Here is a 15,057-nt window from a genome sequence, read left to right on the forward strand (position 1 = left end):
AATACTTTTGATTTGCGTAATCCACGTCCGTCGTCGGAAAGTCGATCAGAGTATCGGCCGCCGATCCTTCCAGGGCGCAGCTTTCTCCAGTTGGCCCGCCAGACGAAACAGCGTCGCTTCGTCGCCGTAACGCCCCATGAACATCACGCCGATGGGCAGCCCCGTGCTCGACATGCTGAGCGGCACCGACATGGCCGGCTGGCCGGTCATATTGGCAAGCTGGGTGAAGGGAGAGAAGGTCGCCGCGCGCTCGCCCCAATGCATGAAATCAGTATCGGGTGAGAGGTTGATCCGCCCGATCGCGAGCGGCGGCGCACCGAGCGTGGGCGACAGGATTACGTCGTAGTTCGCCATGAACCGCGCCACCGCCAGCGCTGCGGTCTGAAGCGTGTTATTGGCGCGGGCAAAATCCATTCCCGTGGTTTTCTGCCCATAGGCGACGAAGTCCCGCGTGATCTGTTCCAGCACATCGGGTCCGATCGCCACACCCGTAGCTTTCGCACGGTCGAGCATATCGGCAGCGACCGACGACGCGATCAGCACGAAGCTGGCCCCACCCAGCGCAGCCGCATCGATTGGCGGCGCAGCTTCCTCAACATGATGCCCAAGGCTTTCGCACAGCCGCGCCGCCGCCCGCGCAGCTTCGACACATTCCGGATCGATCGGGCTACCCGTCGCAGATTTCAACATCAGCGCCACGCGCAACCGCTGCGGCGCTTTCGTCACCTGCGACAGAAAACTCTCGCCGGGCGTCGGCGCCGCATAACGGCTACCCAGTTCCGGCCCCTGCGTCGCATCAAGGATAGCCGCCGAATCGCGCACGCTGCGAGATACGGCATGATGAACCGACAGACCCGCCCAGCCCTCGGTACGCGGTGGCCCCATTGGCACACGCCCCCGACTCGGCTTCAAGCCAAAAAGTCCGCAACAGGATGCCGGAATACGGATGGAGCCTCCGCCATCTGTGGCGTGAGCCGCGGGCAGCACACCCGCTGCCACCGCCGCCGCCGCTCCGCCCGACGATCCGCCGGTGGTATGAGCCGGGTTCCACGGGTTGCGGGTATCACCGGTCAGTTTATTCTCGGTCGTGCCTGTCAGGCCCAGTTCGGGCACTGTGGTCTTGCCAAAAACGACAAAACCCGCCCGCTCGATCCGGTTGACCAATTCCGATGTAACATCGGGCCGGTAGCCCTTGAAGAAACGGCTACCATTTTCGGTAGGCAGACCCGCGATATAGGTATTGAGATCCTTCAGCAGCCAGGGAGCGCCGGTAAACGGCCCCTGTGGCAGACCTTTGGCGATCGCCGCCCGACCATAAGCATAATGCCTCTGGGCAATGAAGTTGAAACGCGGGTTGAGCGCCTCCGCTCGGGCGATCGCGCGGTCCAGCAACTCCGTTGGCGACACCTGTCGCTTGCGGACCAGTTCGGCGAGCCCCAGCGCATCATGGCTATCGAGCGGATCGGCGGCCTTTACCGCCGCGCCAGTCGAAATATTCGCCATGCCCAGCGCCGCCGCGCCACTCGCCACAATCTCGCGGCGAGTCATGCCCCTGCCTTCGCCCATATCCTGCTCCTCAGCCCTGCGCATAATAGCGCGAAAAAGCGTGTGCGGAATTGCGGGGTCAGCCCAGTGACAGGAGCCACATTCGCTTCAGACATTTGACCCTCTCCGATTCAACGCATCATTTTTATTGATTGGACGATATTACACTATTTGCGAAATTCAAGCTTATTTTGATTACGCATTATTCAGAAAAAACGCCTTTTATACCAACAAGCGCGAAAAATATGATCATTGACCTCTTTCATTGCTTGCTACTGCACACCCCGGCCAGCGTCGCGATCAAAACTGGCGACAATCATCACTCACCCGATATATTCGTAATTTACATGCCTTTAAGATACGCATACAATCAGTATCAACAGGTCGCGCATGTTGATTGCGTTTTGACCGGAAAAATATGTCGGACACATAAATCAAGACATTATTAAAGGATCGGATTGCTGATGAGTCAGGATTTTTCAGGCCAGGTCGCCATCGTCACAGGTGGTAGCGACGGCATCGGCCTCGCGACCGCCGCACTGCTCGTGCGCCGTGGCGCGCAGGTTGTCATTTGCGGACGTCGACAGGAACAGCTCGATAAAGCGCTGGCCCGAATCGCGAGCGAAGGCGGCAAGGCAGAAGCGATCCAGCTCGACGTCTCGGACGATGTGGCCTTTACCGCGATGGTCGAGGGCGTCGGTCAGAAATATGGCCGTCTCGACATGATGGTCAATAATGCCATGTCCGCTCACTATGCTCCGATTTCCCAGCTAACGCTGGAACAGTGGCGCAAGGATTTCACGGTCAATGCCGACGCTGTCTTCGTCGGCACCAAGGCCGCGATGAAAGTCATGGCGGCGGCCGGCAAGGGAGCCATCGTCAATATTTCTTCGACCTGCGGCATTCGCGCGACCCCCAACATGTCGAGCTATTCTGCGTCAAAGGCTGCGCTTATCCAGTTCACAGCCGTCGCCGCGATGGAAGGTGCCCGGTTAGGCATCCGTGTCAACGCCATCGTACCGGGTCAGGTGCAAACCGCCGGAACGGAAGATTTTGCCGCTCGCGCGCCGGAAATCGCGGGCAAGACGATGGACGCCATCCCCATGGGCCGTGGCGGTCGCCCGGAGGAGTTGGCAGAAGCCATCGTCTTTATGCTTTCCGACGCCGCAAGCTATATTACCGGCGCGGCGCTGCCCGTCGATGGTGGCAAGGCGGCGCAGCTTTACATGCCGGGCTGACACCGCCTTGATCGGCGCAAAAAAATAAAGCGTGCGCCAAAGGTGACACGCCAAATAATTGAGGAGAATGAATGATGGCAGGACGTCTGGACGGCCGCGCGGCGATCGTGACCGGCGCGGGGCGCGGCATCGGTCGCGCCATAGTCGAACGGCTGGTGGCAGAGGGCGCGCAGGTCGCCGCGCTGGACCTCAATCCGGGTGAGGTTGAAACCCTTTCCGGCGTGCTGCCGATCGCCTGCAACGTCGCCGACTCTGCATCGGTGGCAAAAGCGATCGCCGTCGCGCGAGAAAGCTTCGGCCGACTCGACATAGCGGTCAATAACGCCGGCATCGGCCGTGCGGCCGGTGACGGGTCGGACGAATTTTACGGCGCAATGGCCGCTCGAGAAGCCGAGGTCGCAGAGAAAGGCAGTTCCACCATCTTCGTGGATCAGTTGATTCACATGGAGGACGATGGCTGGGCGGGCGTCATGGCCGTCAACCTCAACGGCACCTTCTATGTCTGTCGCGAATTTGCCCGCCAGCAGGCGAGGGACGGCCGTGCAGGCGCAATCATCAATGTCAGTTCGACCAGCGCACAGTCGGGCGAAGGAAGCACCCATTACGTCGCCAGCAAGGCGGCGGTAATCGGCCTCACGCGGCAGTTGGCGCGCGAGTTGGCACCCCGCAAGATCCGGGTCAACGCCATCGCCCCCGGCCCTACCGACACCCCGATCATGCAGGGCATTCCCGATGCGTGGATCAAGTCGATGGAACAGTCCGTGCCACTGGGTCGAATGGCCGACCCGGCCGAAATCGCCGCGGCCGTCGCCTTTTTGGCCAGCGACGACGCCAGCTTCGTCAATGGCTCCGTCCTCGCAGTTAACGGTGCCAGTTACTATATCTGAACGGGTCGGGAGGCAAAAGCCTCCCGGTCCATCCTTGCGGCTTACTCCGCCCGCACCTTGACCTTCGGTGCCGCCGCACCCCGTCGCATGGCGTTCAGGAACCCCTCCAGTGGCGCAGGCTCGGCGACCGGGCCACCGTGATCGTCGGCACGCGCCCAGAACTCGGCATAACTCGGGAAAAGCTTGTGGAAGTTTCCCGCTACCCACTCAGTATCAGGCCAGCGCATCTTGCGCTCGCCAATGGGCGGCTTGTTCAGGTCGGTCGCGTACCAATACAGCGGCAGCCGTCGCGCGAAATACCAGCGCAGGCCGTCCGGTCCGGCGGCACGGACATAATCATCCACGTACATCATCTGCATGATGACCCATTCGTCGCCGGTTTCATGCTCGTTCTTGGAATAGACTATTCCATGAGCATGGTCCGGATCGTCGAATTCGATCACATGCCCGCCAATGTGATGGGACGTGCCGGTAAAGGGCGAACGCAGGGTCCCGTCCATATAACTCCGTAGCGCCATGCGGCCCGACGCGTCTCGACCGACGCGCACATCGTCCGGAAAAAGCGAAACCATCGCGTCCATGTCCCGCATGTCGAGCGCCAGCGCATATTTGGCTGGCAATTGCCGGATTGCATCAAGCGATTCCAGGCGATCCACGCGCGCAAGCAGCGTTTCCGATTCTACAGGCCCCATGTGCCTTTTCTCCCAAAATAATATACCCGTTCCGCCATATGCGGAACATTGATAGCCGCACCCCTTGATACAACAAGAATTATAACCGCACAAATTCTCAATACGCGTAATATTATATAACTATTATTACGCATGATCGGCGTATCGAAGCAAACTCTCCGCGCCCTGCTGAACGGCCACGCCAGCCAGTCTGCCAAAGTGGAAGTTCGCTTTGAAAAAACGTTCGGCATAAGGGCCGATACGTTGACGCGGGTGCAAACTGCATATGGACTTACACAAGCACACGCGCATGAAGATAACTAAAGGTGGAACGTATCGCAAAGGCAGCCTGATCGACAGGCACCGCGCGCAAAATCGCGCGCATGGCCGGTTTGATTGATTGAGCTAGGAGGGCTACATTATGCGCTGTTATTATACCGTCAGGCACCAGACTGAAGCGGCCAAGATCGGCCTCTTTCTTGGTTCGATCCTCTCCGCGCTCGCCGACTTTGCGATTCTGCGCATGGCACCATGGACAGCGCACTCATGAGGTTGTTTCCCCGCGTGAAGCAACTGGCCGCCGTATGGCAGGGCCTGGTGTCAGGCGATGCGACCGATAAAGCCCGCGACGCACTGTCCGTGTTCAGGCGCCGGATCGCTACCGGCATCGGCGCCGTGCTGCTGGGTCTGTTTGCCATCGCCTTCGCGAAAATGGGCGACCTGGCACAGCGGATATTTCTCCAGGTGGATAATCTATGGCCTTATGGGGCCTTGCTGCTGACGCCGGCAGTGTTTGCCGGCGTCATCTATTTCACCAATCGCCTTGCACCCGAAGCGCGCGGCTCCGGTATACCCCAGGTGATCGCGGCCTCTCGCAATCCAGGTCGGGAAGCCTTGGGGCCCCTGGTATCTCTGAAGACGGCTGCGGTGAAGCTGATCATGACGATCGTGATGCTCTGCGCGGGCGGATCAGTCGGGCGGGAAGGGCCGACCGTGCAGGTCAGCGCCGCAATCATGGTGGCGGTGCATCGCGCGCTGCGGGTTCCGATAACGGCGGGGTGCTGATTGCAGGCGGCGCTGCCGGTGTAGCCGCCGCCTTCAATACGCCGCTGGCGGGCGTCGCCTTTGCGATCGAGGAGCTGGCGTCTGCCTATGAGCAGAAGGTCGCTGTGCTGGTCATGGCGGCAGTCATGGTGGCTGGCCTCGTCAGCCTGGGTATCGCGGGTGACTATATCTATTTCGGCGCGATGCGACAGACGCTCGATTTGCGTTCGGTCCTTGTCGTAGCCCCTCTTGCAGGTATCGCTGGAGGATTGGCGGGAGGGCTGTTCTCGCGTGCGTTGCTGGCCTTCGCCGCTCCGACCCATCCCTGGATTCGTGTCGCCAAAAAGCGGCCAGTTCTGCTCGCGGCTGTCTGCGGCCTGATCGTCGCCGTGCTGGGCATCGCGACTGCGGGCGCGACTTGGGGGACGGGCTATGAAGCGACCCGTCATCTCGTTGAATCCCAGGGCGGCTCATCCTGGTTCGGCCCCGCGAAGTTCCTGGCCACGATGGCGACCGCCTTGAGTGGCGCGCCGGGCGGTATATTCGCGCCATCGCTGTCCGTTGGTGCGGGGTTCGGCGATCTCCTGACCGGAATCTTTCCCGATGATCCCAAGGGGGCAATCGTGCTGCTGGGCATGATCGGCTATTTTGTGGGGGTCGTGCGCGCGCCCCTGACGGCGGTAATCATCGTGACCGAGACCACCGCCAGTCGCGGAATGATCGTGCCGCTGTTTGTGACTGCCCTGATCGCGGATCTCGTCAGTGCGCTGGTCTGCCGCGAGCGACTCTATCATGGCCTGGCCAAACCTTTCACCCATGGGCGCGGTGCGCCACAGGACAGCGGTCAGACAAAGGATGCTGCGACCACCGATGGACATACGCAGCAGGGTTAGCGCGCTCTTCCTGTCAAAAGTGGTCGATCAGTGCGGCACCGCGCCCGCTTCCATGCCGGTCCTGACGTAGCGACGGTGGCTGCCTTGGTAATCACCGAATTGGGCGAATTTCTGCTAAATCGCGCTGGTGTATGGGGGGATGAAAAATAAAAATCGCTATTTTGAGGCCCATTGGTCTCAAACCATTCGGATCAATCAGCGGCGCTTATCCAGTGCTTGTGCGGACCCATTCGCCTCTTATCTCAAAACCCCCAAACACCACCCAAGTGCCTGAGAGTAATGGTGCTGCCGCGGAGGATTGAACTCCGGACCTCAGCCTTACCAAGGATGCGCTCTACCACTGAGCTACGGCAGCACATTGACTCAAACGAGCGTCAATAGAGGCGCGCCTATGAACAAAGCCGGTGGACGGGTCAAGGCACAGGAGCCTATCAAGAGCAAATGGTTCAGGCAGACCCCGAAAAACTGGCAGCGGCGCTGCGCGAGAATCTTCGCAAGCGCAAAGCTCAAAGCCGCGCGCCGCAGCCAACTTATGGCGCTGATGAAGAAGGCGATTTCCCCCCGGAACAGGACGCCCGAAAACAGCCTGACAAAGGTTCATCGGAATAAGATTCCGCATGTGGAACGTGTTGTTTCACGGAACGTTCTTCCTTCTGGTATCACGGAAGGAAATCCAATGTTCGGAATGATAGCAGCGGTTCTCGTCGTGCTGTGGTTGCTCGGGTTCCTGGCGTTTCACGTCGCCGGCGGGTTGATCCATCTGTTACTGGTTGTCGCCGTAATCATGCTCGTGATTCATTTCGTCAGCGGTCGTCGAGCGGTCTAGCCGACCTCAGGCACGGGTTCGCCGCGCGAGGCCGAGGATATCGTTCAGGATCGGACGAGCAAATATCCCGGCTGCGGCGGCGAATGCGATCGCCCCAGTGGTGACCAAAATAATTAGGTGGGGAAGTGTCGAGAGCGTTGGCAACGCATTATCGACCATCGCAACCACCACCGCCATTAATGCGGCAGCAGTCACCGGCCCAGCCAAACCGCGCAACAACGTATTTGCGCCCAGCCCTATCACCGGCAAAGACATGGCTCCGGTCGCTATCGTCAATATCGGAAATCCGACCATCCAAGCCTTGGTCAGGCCGATTGTTCCATGCTGGACGCCGATCGCAAAGCACGCCGTCATGATTATCGCGCCCGCCATCGAGCTATAGACCGCCATCCTTGGCTTACCCAGGGCATTGGTCACCGGAGCAAACAGGATTTGCAGTGTCACGAACGGCATGATCCACGCAAGATGCGTGATCAACGGTGCCACGCCCGCCCAGTGTGGCCCCAGCACCGTCAGCACCAGCGGCTTGGCCGTCAGCGCCATTCCGGCGTAAAACGGCAACGACACGAACATAATCATCGCCGTCGACCGGACGAAGGCATCGGCCACGGCAGGACGGTCATCCTGCAAACGTGCATAGGCGGAATAGGCGATCTCGTTCATCGGCGGCACGAATTTGCTGGTCAGTAACTGAGCCAGAAACAAAGCGGTCGTATAAAGCCCAAGGTCGCTGGCCGACAGGAACCGCCCGCCGATAAAAATATCCGACTGCGTTTGGATGAACCAGAAAAGCTGGCTTGTAATCATCGCAATGCCAAAGCCCATCGTCGCCCCGGCACCGCGAAAGGTGAAACTCGGCGTCAAATCGACCCTCGCGGCAATCGCCATGCCGATCGTGCGCGTCCAGATCATGGCTATTGGTGCGAATACGAGGGTCCATACCCCCCACCCCGCCAGCGCCCCTGTAAGGGCCGTCCCAGCGCCCGCAAACGCCGAAGCAAAGTTCGCCAGAGCCTGTGCTTTGAAGTCCATCTTGCGACTGAGCAACGCGACCGACAGGGCCAGCACGGGATTGGCAAGGTAGATCAGCGTCTGCACACGCAGCAAATCGGCGATGATGGGCTGGCGATAATAGGCGGCAACTGTCGGTGCGACCATGAACTGCACGATCCCAAGCGCACCGTTCAGCAGGATCAGCAGTCCCAGAACTTGCCGAACATGGTGCTGATCCAATGACGGGGAACGGACGAGTGCGCTTGCAAAACTTCCCCCGCTCAACATGCTGAGCAGAAAGAGCACGCTGGATGTCATGGCAAACACGCCATAATCGGCGGGGGCCAGCAGGCGAATGACGATGAACGTCGCCGACCAGGTGAATAGCTGGGCGAAAATCTGGCTGCCAGACCGCCACACAAGACTTTTCACGACGTGCGAGCCAAGTCCGGCAGAGGCCATGGGCATATCATCGGCCGTGACGATTGGGCCATGATGGCTGAGTTCGTCAGATATCGACATTGATACTGCATTTCCCTGCGGCTCGGACATCCATGCGTCCGCCAAGGATCAGACCAGTATCAGCAATTCCGTTAAACAACCGCCCGGTTGTTCAAATAATCTCGCGGCGACTTCCGTGCATGAACAGACGATATCAACGCCCGCCAAAGCGCGCTGGCGGCGATTCGATCTCGATCTGGCTCTTTGCGACGATCTTTTCGTAATGCTCCGCCATCTCGATATGAATGCGCGCAATTGACGCATTGGCGGATGTCCGCGCCAGTTCACGTTCACGAAGGGCGCGGCCCTGATAATATTCCATGTTATTGTGCTCGTTCATTAAAACAGCCCCTCGCCGACCCCTGAATATGCCTCTGAAACGAAATCACGAATAACCTCGATCAATTCATTTTGACGCAAAGGGAGCTAACGCGGGAACGAAACGTTGCGCTCAGGACACGAATATTGGGCGTGCATATTGGGGGACATGATGCTGAGCAGCCGGTTTTTGATGGGCCGTCACCGCGAAGACCTGAGTGAAATTGAATTGACCGCGCTGGAACAGGCCGCCGATTCGGTAACGACCTATGGCGCGCGTGAGGAACTGGTTCACCACGGCACCGAGATCAATCACAGTATGTTGCTCGTGGAGGGGTTCGTCTGCCGTTACATGGACGGGCTGGAAGGTGACCGGCAATTGGTCGCGCTCCATGTTCCCGGCGATTTCGTTGATCTGCACGGATTTCCATTGCGGCGGCTGGATCATGACATCGCCTCGCTGATCGAGGTTAAAGTCGCGAATTATCCGCACCCCGTTTTGTCGAAACTTATTATCGACCACCCCAATCTTGGGCGGATGCTGTGGTTCAGCACGTTGCTCGACGCGGCAATGCATCGTGAGTGGATTTTCCGGCTTGGGCGTCTGGGCGCGAGCGGCCGGGTCGCGCATTTCTTTGCAGAGATTGGGCGGCGGCTTCAGATGGTCGGGCTGAGCGACGGTTGCAATTTCCCGTTACCGCTCCACCAGTCCGACCTCGCAGAAGCCTGTGGCATCACGGCAGTCCATGCCAACCGCGTTCTGCGCGAATTGCGCGAGCGCAATATCGTCACATTCAAGGGCGGCCATGTGAACGTCACCGACATCCGTGCGCTCCACTCGATTGCGGAGTTCGATGATGGATATCTTTATCCGTCCGCGCATTGAACCCTAAAGGAGTTGGCTGGATGAGCAGCAAGACCGAAAATCAGGCCGGCAAGGTACAGGCCGAAAGTGGTGTCGTCATAATCGATGGCCCCGATGCGGTAGCGTTATCGATGACACCCGAGGCCGCGGCCAAAATGGGCAAACGGATGATCGACGCCGCCGGGGAAGCTGTTGCACACCCCGAAACCAAAGAAAAACGCCGCCGCCCCTGAGGGGCGACGGCGTTTTTGAATCAAGCAGCCTAGGTTAATCAGGCAGCCTTGGCACGACTGGCGCGCTTGCGCTCGTTCGGATCAAGGTAACGCTTGCGAAGACGAATGCTCTTGGGCGTAACTTCGACCAGTTCATCGTCATCGATATAGGCAATCGCCTGCTCCAGCGTCAGACGCTTCGGCGGGGTCAGGCGGATCGTGTCTTCCTTGCCGCTCACCCGGAAGTTGGTCAGCGCCTTCGACTTCATGGGATTGACTTCCAGATCGTCGGTCTTCGCGTTTTCGCCGACGATCATGCCCTCATAAAGCTGCTCCTGTGGAGCAACCATCAGGATGCCGCGCTCTTCAAGCGGGCCGAGCGCATAGGCATTCGCCTCGCCCGCTCCGTTCGAAATCAACACGCCATTCTTGCGGCCTTCGATCTTGCCCTTGTGCGGACCGTACTTCTCGAACAGCCGGTTCATGATCCCGGTGCCGCGCGTGTCGGACAGGAATTCACCGTGATAACCGATCATCCCGCGTGCTGGCGCACTGAAGGTGATGCGGGTCTTGCCGCCGCCCGACGGACGCATGTCGGTCATTTCGGCTTTACGGATGTTCATCTTGTCGACGACCGTGCCCGAATATTCCTCATCGACGTCGATGATGACGATTTCATACGGCTCGGTCTTCGCGCCGCTGTCATCCTCGGCGAACAGCACGCGTGGGCGGCTGATACCGAGTTCGAAACCTTCGCGACGCATCGTCTCGATGAGAACGCCAAGCTGAAGCTCGCCACGACCGGCAACTTCATAGCTGTCCTTGTCGGACGATTCGGTCACCTTGATCGCGACGTTCGATTCGGCTTCGCGGAACAAGCGATCGCGGATCATGCGGCTCGTAACCTTGCTGCCTTCGCGGCCCGCCATCGGCGAATCGTTCACGGCAAAACGCATCGACAGCGTTGGCGGATCGATCGCCTGCGCATGCAGCGGCTCAGTTACGCTCGGATCGCAGATCGTGTTTGCGACGGTGGCGACGGTCAGGCCGGCAAGGCTGATGATGTCGCCCGCATTGGCTTCATCGACAGGAACACGCTCAAGGCCACGGAACGCCATGATCTTCGATGCCCGGCCGGTTTCGACGATCTTGCCGTCCGGGTCGAGCGCATGGATCGCCATGTTGGTCTTGACCGAACCACTGAACACCATCCCGGTCAGAATACGACCAAGGAAGTTATCGCGGTCGAGCAGCGTGACGAGGAACTTGAACGGACCATCAGGATCGGCCGACGGTGCTGGCACATGCTTGACGATCGTTTCGAACAACGGGGTCAGCGTACCTTCGCGAACGTCAGGCGTATCGCCCGCATAACCGTTACGGCCACTGGCGAAAATGACTGGGAAATCAAGCTGTTCGTCGGTCGCATCAAGGCTGACGAAAAGGTCGAACACCTCGTCCAGCACTTCCTGGGCGCGCGCATCCTGACGATCGATCTTGTTGACGACGACGATCGGACGCAGCCCCAGCGCAAGTGCCTTGCCGGTGACGAACTTGGTCTGTGGCATCGCGCCTTCGGCTGCATCGACCAACAGGACAACGCCGTCGACCATCGAAAGAATCCGCTCCACTTCGCCGCCGAAATCGGCATGGCCGGGCGTGTCGACGATGTTGATCCGGGTCTTTTCGCCGTGATGGTCATCCCATTCGATCGACGTGCACTTGGCAAGAATCGTGATCCCGCGCTCTTTTTCAAGATCGTTCGAATCCATCGCGCGCTCTTCAACCCGCTGGTTGTCGCGGAAAGTTCCCGACTGACGAAACAGTTGATCGACGAGAGTTGTTTTACCATGATCGACGTGCGCGATGATGGCTACATTACGTAGGCTCATGAAATATCCTGGGTGAACGAACTGGGAGTTGGCGCGCGCTTAGCCGAAATGACGCTCTGCAACAAGGTGCGAGGTCAGGCGTTACGCGCTTCTGGAAAAGGAGAGCCGAAATGCCCCGTGGATCGAAGGACGTTTATACCGACAAACAGAAGCGTAAAGCCGAGCATATCGAGGAGAGCTACGAAGACCGTGGCGTCCCGAAAAAAGCCGCAGAAGCACGGGCATGGGCCACCGTGAACAAGGAAAGCGGCGGCGGGAACAAGTCGGGGTCGGGACGCGGCAAGAAGGACACCCACGTATCCTCATCGCGCGGCGGAAAAGCAAATGACGGCACATCGGCAGAAGGGCGTTCGGCGGCAGCCCGCAAAGGCTGGGTGACGAGACGCAAGAATGCCGGGAAATAGCTGAGCACAGTCGCGGTTGAGCGCAAGCCCACTAATCTCAACCCCAATAGTCTCCGTTTCTCTGAGCTTGTCGAAGGGCTGCCCTTCTAAAGGGTCAACGCAGGACAACCCTTCGACAAGCTCAGGAACACGGGTTTTATGGCAGACAGATTATGGCTTCAACAACTTATGGTTTCAGCAACGCTCTGATCGCAAATCCGACCACGCCAAGTGTGGCGACGCTGGCGACCCAGATCAGGATCAACCAGCCCACCTGCTTAATGGTCGTGCGCATGATAGCCGTCTTCGCCGACCTTTCCGCGAAACACCCAATACGACCAGCCTGTGTAGGCAAGGATAAGGGGCACCATGACTCCCGCCCCGACCAGCATGAATAACTGGCTGACAGGCGGCGACGCAGCTTCCCAGATCGTAACACGACCGGGGATTACGTCCGGCCAGATCGACACGGCCAGACCCGCCATCGACAGGCCAAAGATAGCAAGCGCCCAAAGGAATGGTGAGTGGTCCTTGCCCTTATGTACAGTACGCCACAACATGATCGCCGCCACACCGACCAGTATCGGCATCGGGATCGCAACGAACAGGCCCGGCGAACTTAACCAGCGTACGTAATATTGCCCGTCCAGAAAAGGTGTGGCGAGACTTACCAGGCCAAGGGCAACGACCATTGCCGGGGTCAACCATTTGGCAAATCGGCGCGCATCGTCATGGACCGGTCCTTCGGTCCGCCAGATCAGCCAACAGGCACCCAGCAGGGCATAACCGACCAGCAGGCTGAACCCGCAGAGCAACGAGAACGGGGTCAGCCAATCCCACCAGCCACCGCCATAGCTACGCCCGTTGACGGCAATACCCTGTAACAGCGCGCCCAGAGTGATCCCTTGAGCAAATGTCGCGACCGACGAACCGATACAAAATGCCGCATCCCAAGCCTTGCGATGGTTCGGGTCGCGCCATCTGAATTCAAATGCGACCCCGCGAAAGATCAGCCCAAGCAACATCGCGATCAACGGCGCATAAAGAGCAGGCAGGACAATCGCATAGGCCAGCGGAAACGCAGCCATCAGCCCGCCTCCACCAAGCACCAGCCATGTCTCGTTCCCGTCCCAGACCGGCGCGATGGCGTTCATTGCCATGTCGCGTTCGCTGCCCACCCTGAAACGCGGAAACAGGATACCGATGCCCAGATCGAAACCATCCATGACGACATACATGGCAACGGCGAAGGCGATGATTCCAGCCCAGATTACGGTCAGGTCCATTACGCTTTCTCCGCCATCTGGCCCTCCATCGCGGGCGTGGTTCCGCTTGTGCGGATCGGTCCGGCGACATTGTCGGGCTCATCCTCGTGCGGGGGGACCGCCATCAGCTTCAGAATATACCATGTGCCCGCCGAGAACGCGGCGAAATAGACGATCACGAACGCCGCCAGCGACGTTGCGACGCCCGGCGTGGCGATGGCCGACGAAGCATCCGACGTGCGCAACAAGCCAGTTATTACCCAAGGCTGGCGGCCCACTTCCGTCGTCGCCCAGCCTGCAAGAACGGCAACCGTTCCAGACGGTCCCATCAATATCCCGGCACGGTGCAGCCAGCTCCAGTCATATAGTTTGCCACGAGCCCGTGCGAGCAAGCTCCACAGGCCCAGCCCAAGCATCGCAAAACCGATGCCGACCATGATGCGGAACGTCCAGAATACGATCGCGACCGGCGGCTGGTCGGCGCGCTTTACCGTATCCAGGCCTTTCAGCGGCGCGTTCAGGTCATGCTTCAGGATCAGCGATGACAGCTTCGGAATCTCGAGCGCATAGCGCACGGTCTGGGCATCCTGATCGGGCAGGCCGAACAGGATCAGTGGCGCGCCGTCAGGATGGCTTTGAAAATGCCCCTCCATCGCCATGATCTTTACCGGCTGATGTTCCAGTGTGTTCAGGCCGTGCATATCGCCCGCGAAAATCTGGATCGGCGCGACGATCGCCGCCATCCACATCGCCATTGAAAAGCTCTTTTTGACCGCAGGGGTCTTGTTGCCCTTCAACAAATGCCACGCCCCGACCCCGCCGACGATAAACGCGGTCGTCAGATAGGCCGCGATAACCGTGTGGACGAGGCGGAATGGAAAGCTGGGGTTGAAGATGATCGGCAACCAACCGTCCTTCGGCACGAACTGACCGACGGCGTTGACCGCCCAGCCCGTCGGCGTCTGCATCCAGCTATTAACGCTCAATATCCAGAATGCAGAGATAAACGTGCCGATGGCTACCATCAGCGTCGCACCGAAGTGCAATCGCGGACCGACCTTTTTCATGCCGAACAGCATGACGCCCAGGAAACCGGCTTCGAGGAAGAACGCGGTCAGCACTTCATAGGCCATCAGCGGCCCGATGATCGGTCCCGCCTTGTCAGAGAATACCGCCCAGTTGGTCCCGAACTGATAGGACATGACGATGCCCGAAACGACACCCATCGCGAACACGATGGCAAAGATGCGGACCCAATATCGGAACAGGTCGATGTAAACCTGCTTGCCGGTCTTCAACCACAGCCCCTCAAGGACAGCGAGGTAGCTCGCCAGTCCGATCGAAAAGCTGGGGAAGATGAAATGGAATGAAACCGTGAACGCGAACTGGGCGCGAGCAAGGATTAGCGCGGTTTCGGCTGGGGTCATTGCGCGCGATTACGCCTGTTATGGCCGCGATAGAAGAAGAATCGACGACAGTGCGATTGCAGTAACTGCAATTAACTGTGTCACTTGAATAAGACAC

16 protein-coding genes, 1 tRNA gene and 1 pseudogene are annotated in these 15,057 nt (G+C 59.1%); 9 read left to right on the forward strand and 9 right to left on the reverse strand.

The window, feature by feature from the left end:
• Positions 1-45 precede the first annotated feature (45 nt).
• The gene (locus D3Y57_RS09490; RefSeq protein WP_121152781.1) at positions 46-1,566 is read right to left on the reverse strand and encodes an amidase; all 1,521 of its coding nucleotides are present in this window, start codon (positions 1,564-1,566) and stop codon (positions 46-48) included.
• 443 nt (positions 1,567-2,009) lie between these two features.
• Here D3Y57_RS09490 and D3Y57_RS09500 point away from each other — a divergent pair, with 443 nt between their 5' ends.
• Together D3Y57_RS09500 and D3Y57_RS09505 are read left to right on the forward strand one after the other, a co-directional pair.
• Complete coding sequence (locus tag D3Y57_RS09500) at positions 2,010-2,783, forward strand: SDR family NAD(P)-dependent oxidoreductase (RefSeq protein ID WP_121152783.1); 774 nt, start codon at positions 2,010-2,012, stop codon at positions 2,781-2,783.
• A gap of 71 nt (positions 2,784-2,854) precedes the next feature.
• Positions 2,855-3,670 (forward strand): SDR family NAD(P)-dependent oxidoreductase, encoded by an 816-nt coding sequence (locus tag D3Y57_RS09505; RefSeq protein ID WP_239026015.1) that lies wholly within the window; start codon positions 2,855-2,857, stop codon positions 3,668-3,670.
• Positions 3,671-3,711: 41 nt separating this feature from the next.
• Here D3Y57_RS09505 and D3Y57_RS09510 read toward each other — a convergent pair whose 3' ends face one another.
• A complete protein-coding gene (locus D3Y57_RS09510; RefSeq protein WP_121152785.1) occupies positions 3,712-4,362 on the reverse strand; it encodes a nuclear transport factor 2 family protein in 651 nt (216 codons plus the stop codon).
• 400 nt (positions 4,363-4,762) lie between these two features.
• Here D3Y57_RS09510 and D3Y57_RS21105 point away from each other — a divergent pair, with 400 nt between their 5' ends.
• Together D3Y57_RS21105 and D3Y57_RS09515 are read left to right on the forward strand one after the other, a co-directional pair.
• On the forward strand, positions 4,763-4,891 hold the full coding sequence (locus D3Y57_RS21105; protein WP_277873345.1) for a hypothetical protein: 129 nt from the start codon (positions 4,763-4,765) through the stop codon (positions 4,889-4,891).
• Positions 4,888-6,278, forward strand: a pseudogene (locus tag D3Y57_RS09515) (chloride channel protein). The gene D3Y57_RS21105 and the pseudogene D3Y57_RS09515 overlap by 4 nt, the downstream one beginning before the upstream one ends.
• A 280-nt stretch (positions 6,279-6,558) precedes the next feature.
• Here D3Y57_RS09515 and D3Y57_RS09520 read toward each other — a convergent pair.
• Positions 6,559-6,633 (reverse strand) — tRNA-Thr (locus D3Y57_RS09520).
• Positions 6,634-6,719: 86 nt separating this feature from the next.
• On the opposite strand from D3Y57_RS09520, the gene D3Y57_RS20185 reads away from it, so the two are divergent.
• Entirely contained in the window at positions 6,720-6,887 is a 168-nt protein-coding gene (locus D3Y57_RS20185) for a hypothetical protein (protein WP_162987071.1), read from the forward strand.
• A 67-nt stretch (positions 6,888-6,954) separates the two neighbouring features.
• Complete coding sequence (locus tag D3Y57_RS09525; RefSeq protein WP_121155700.1) at positions 6,955-7,104, forward strand: lmo0937 family membrane protein; 150 nt, start codon at positions 6,955-6,957, stop codon at positions 7,102-7,104.
• A 6-nt stretch (positions 7,105-7,110) separates the two neighbouring features.
• Here D3Y57_RS09525 and D3Y57_RS09530 read toward each other — a convergent pair whose 3' ends face one another.
• Together D3Y57_RS09530 and D3Y57_RS09535 are read right to left on the reverse strand one after the other, a co-directional pair.
• A complete protein-coding gene (locus tag D3Y57_RS09530) occupies positions 7,111-8,619 on the reverse strand; it encodes a lipopolysaccharide biosynthesis protein (RefSeq protein ID WP_239026016.1) in 1,509 nt (502 codons plus the stop codon).
• Positions 8,620-8,752: 133 nt separating this feature from the next.
• Positions 8,753-8,938 (reverse strand): hypothetical protein, encoded by a 186-nt coding sequence (locus tag D3Y57_RS09535; protein ID WP_121152786.1) that lies wholly within the window; start codon positions 8,936-8,938, stop codon positions 8,753-8,755.
• Positions 8,939-9,043: 105 nt separating this feature from the next.
• Between D3Y57_RS09535 and D3Y57_RS09540 the strand changes: the two genes are divergently transcribed.
• Complete coding sequence (locus D3Y57_RS09540; protein ID WP_239026017.1) at positions 9,044-9,802, forward strand: Crp/Fnr family transcriptional regulator; 759 nt, start codon at positions 9,044-9,046, stop codon at positions 9,800-9,802.
• 20 nt (positions 9,803-9,822) lie between these two features.
• The gene (locus D3Y57_RS09545; protein WP_121152787.1) at positions 9,823-10,014 is read left to right on the forward strand and encodes a hypothetical protein; all 192 of its coding nucleotides are present in this window, start codon (positions 9,823-9,825) and stop codon (positions 10,012-10,014) included.
• A gap of 38 nt (positions 10,015-10,052) precedes the next feature.
• Here D3Y57_RS09545 and typA read toward each other — a convergent pair whose 3' ends face one another.
• Positions 10,053-11,885 carry a translational GTPase TypA gene (typA, locus tag D3Y57_RS09550; RefSeq protein ID WP_121152788.1) on the reverse strand — a complete coding sequence of 611 codons (1,833 nt, stop codon included), beginning with the start codon at positions 11,883-11,885 and terminating at the stop codon, positions 10,053-10,055.
• 110 nt (positions 11,886-11,995) lie between these two features.
• On the opposite strand from typA, the gene D3Y57_RS09555 reads away from it, so the two are divergent.
• Positions 11,996-12,289, forward strand: a complete 294-nt coding sequence (locus D3Y57_RS09555; protein WP_121152789.1) for a plasmid stabilization protein — start codon at positions 11,996-11,998, stop codon at positions 12,287-12,289.
• Positions 12,290-12,455: 166 nt separating this feature from the next.
• On the opposite strand, the gene D3Y57_RS09560 is transcribed toward D3Y57_RS09555, so the two are convergent.
• From D3Y57_RS09560 to D3Y57_RS09570, 3 genes are read right to left on the reverse strand one after another with little or no spacing between them, the layout of a single operon-like run.
• Positions 12,456-12,563 carry a DUF2474 family protein gene (locus D3Y57_RS09560; RefSeq protein WP_121152790.1) on the reverse strand — a complete coding sequence of 36 codons (108 nt, stop codon included), beginning with the start codon at positions 12,561-12,563 and terminating at the stop codon, positions 12,456-12,458.
• Entirely contained in the window at positions 12,547-13,554 is a 1,008-nt protein-coding gene (gene cydB / locus D3Y57_RS09565) for a cytochrome d ubiquinol oxidase subunit II (protein WP_121152791.1), read from the reverse strand. Before cydB ends, D3Y57_RS09560 begins: the two co-directional genes overlap by 17 nt.
• Entirely contained in the window at positions 13,554-14,960 is a 1,407-nt protein-coding gene (locus D3Y57_RS09570; RefSeq protein ID WP_121152792.1) for a cytochrome ubiquinol oxidase subunit I, read from the reverse strand. The genes cydB and D3Y57_RS09570 overlap by 1 nt, the downstream gene beginning before the upstream one ends.
• Between the last annotated feature and the right edge of the window lie 97 nt (positions 14,961-15,057).

Origin of the sequence: Sphingomonas paeninsulae (assembly GCF_003660165.1) — a bacterium.
GTDB lineage: Bacteria > Pseudomonadota > Alphaproteobacteria > Sphingomonadales > Sphingomonadaceae > Sphingomonas_O > Sphingomonas_O paeninsulae.

Coding starts and splice junctions, on each gene's coding strand:
- D3Y57_RS09490 (WP_121152781.1), bottom strand. CDS start 1,566: ATGGGCGAAGGCAGGGGCATGACTCGCCGCGAGATTGTGGCGAGTGGC.
- D3Y57_RS09500 (WP_121152783.1), top strand. CDS start 2,010: ATGAGTCAGGATTTTTCAGGCCAGGTCGCCATCGTCACAGGTGGTAGC.
- D3Y57_RS09505 (WP_239026015.1), top strand. CDS start 2,855: ATGATGGCAGGACGTCTGGACGGCCGCGCGGCGATCGTGACCGGCGCG.
- D3Y57_RS09510 (WP_121152785.1), bottom strand. CDS start 4,362: ATGGGGCCTGTAGAATCGGAAACGCTGCTTGCGCGCGTGGATCGCCTG.
- D3Y57_RS21105 (WP_277873345.1), top strand. CDS start 4,763: ATGCGCTGTTATTATACCGTCAGGCACCAGACTGAAGCGGCCAAGATC.
- D3Y57_RS20185 (WP_162987071.1), top strand. CDS start 6,720: ATGGTTCAGGCAGACCCCGAAAAACTGGCAGCGGCGCTGCGCGAGAAT.
- D3Y57_RS09525 (WP_121155700.1), top strand. CDS start 6,955: ATGTTCGGAATGATAGCAGCGGTTCTCGTCGTGCTGTGGTTGCTCGGG.
- D3Y57_RS09530 (WP_239026016.1), bottom strand. CDS start 8,619: ATGTCGATATCTGACGAACTCAGCCATCATGGCCCAATCGTCACGGCC.
- D3Y57_RS09535 (WP_121152786.1), bottom strand. CDS start 8,938: ATGAACGAGCACAATAACATGGAATATTATCAGGGCCGCGCCCTTCGT.
- D3Y57_RS09545 (WP_121152787.1), top strand. CDS start 9,823: ATGAGCAGCAAGACCGAAAATCAGGCCGGCAAGGTACAGGCCGAAAGT.
- typA (WP_121152788.1), bottom strand. CDS start 11,885: ATGAGCCTACGTAATGTAGCCATCATCGCGCACGTCGATCATGGTAAA.
- D3Y57_RS09555 (WP_121152789.1), top strand. CDS start 11,996: ATGCCCCGTGGATCGAAGGACGTTTATACCGACAAACAGAAGCGTAAA.
- D3Y57_RS09560 (WP_121152790.1), bottom strand. CDS start 12,563: ATGCGCACGACCATTAAGCAGGTGGGCTGGTTGATCCTGATCTGGGTC.
- cydB (WP_121152791.1), bottom strand. CDS start 13,554: ATGGACCTGACCGTAATCTGGGCTGGAATCATCGCCTTCGCCGTTGCC.
- D3Y57_RS09570 (WP_121152792.1), bottom strand. CDS start 14,960: ATGACCCCAGCCGAAACCGCGCTAATCCTTGCTCGCGCCCAGTTCGCG.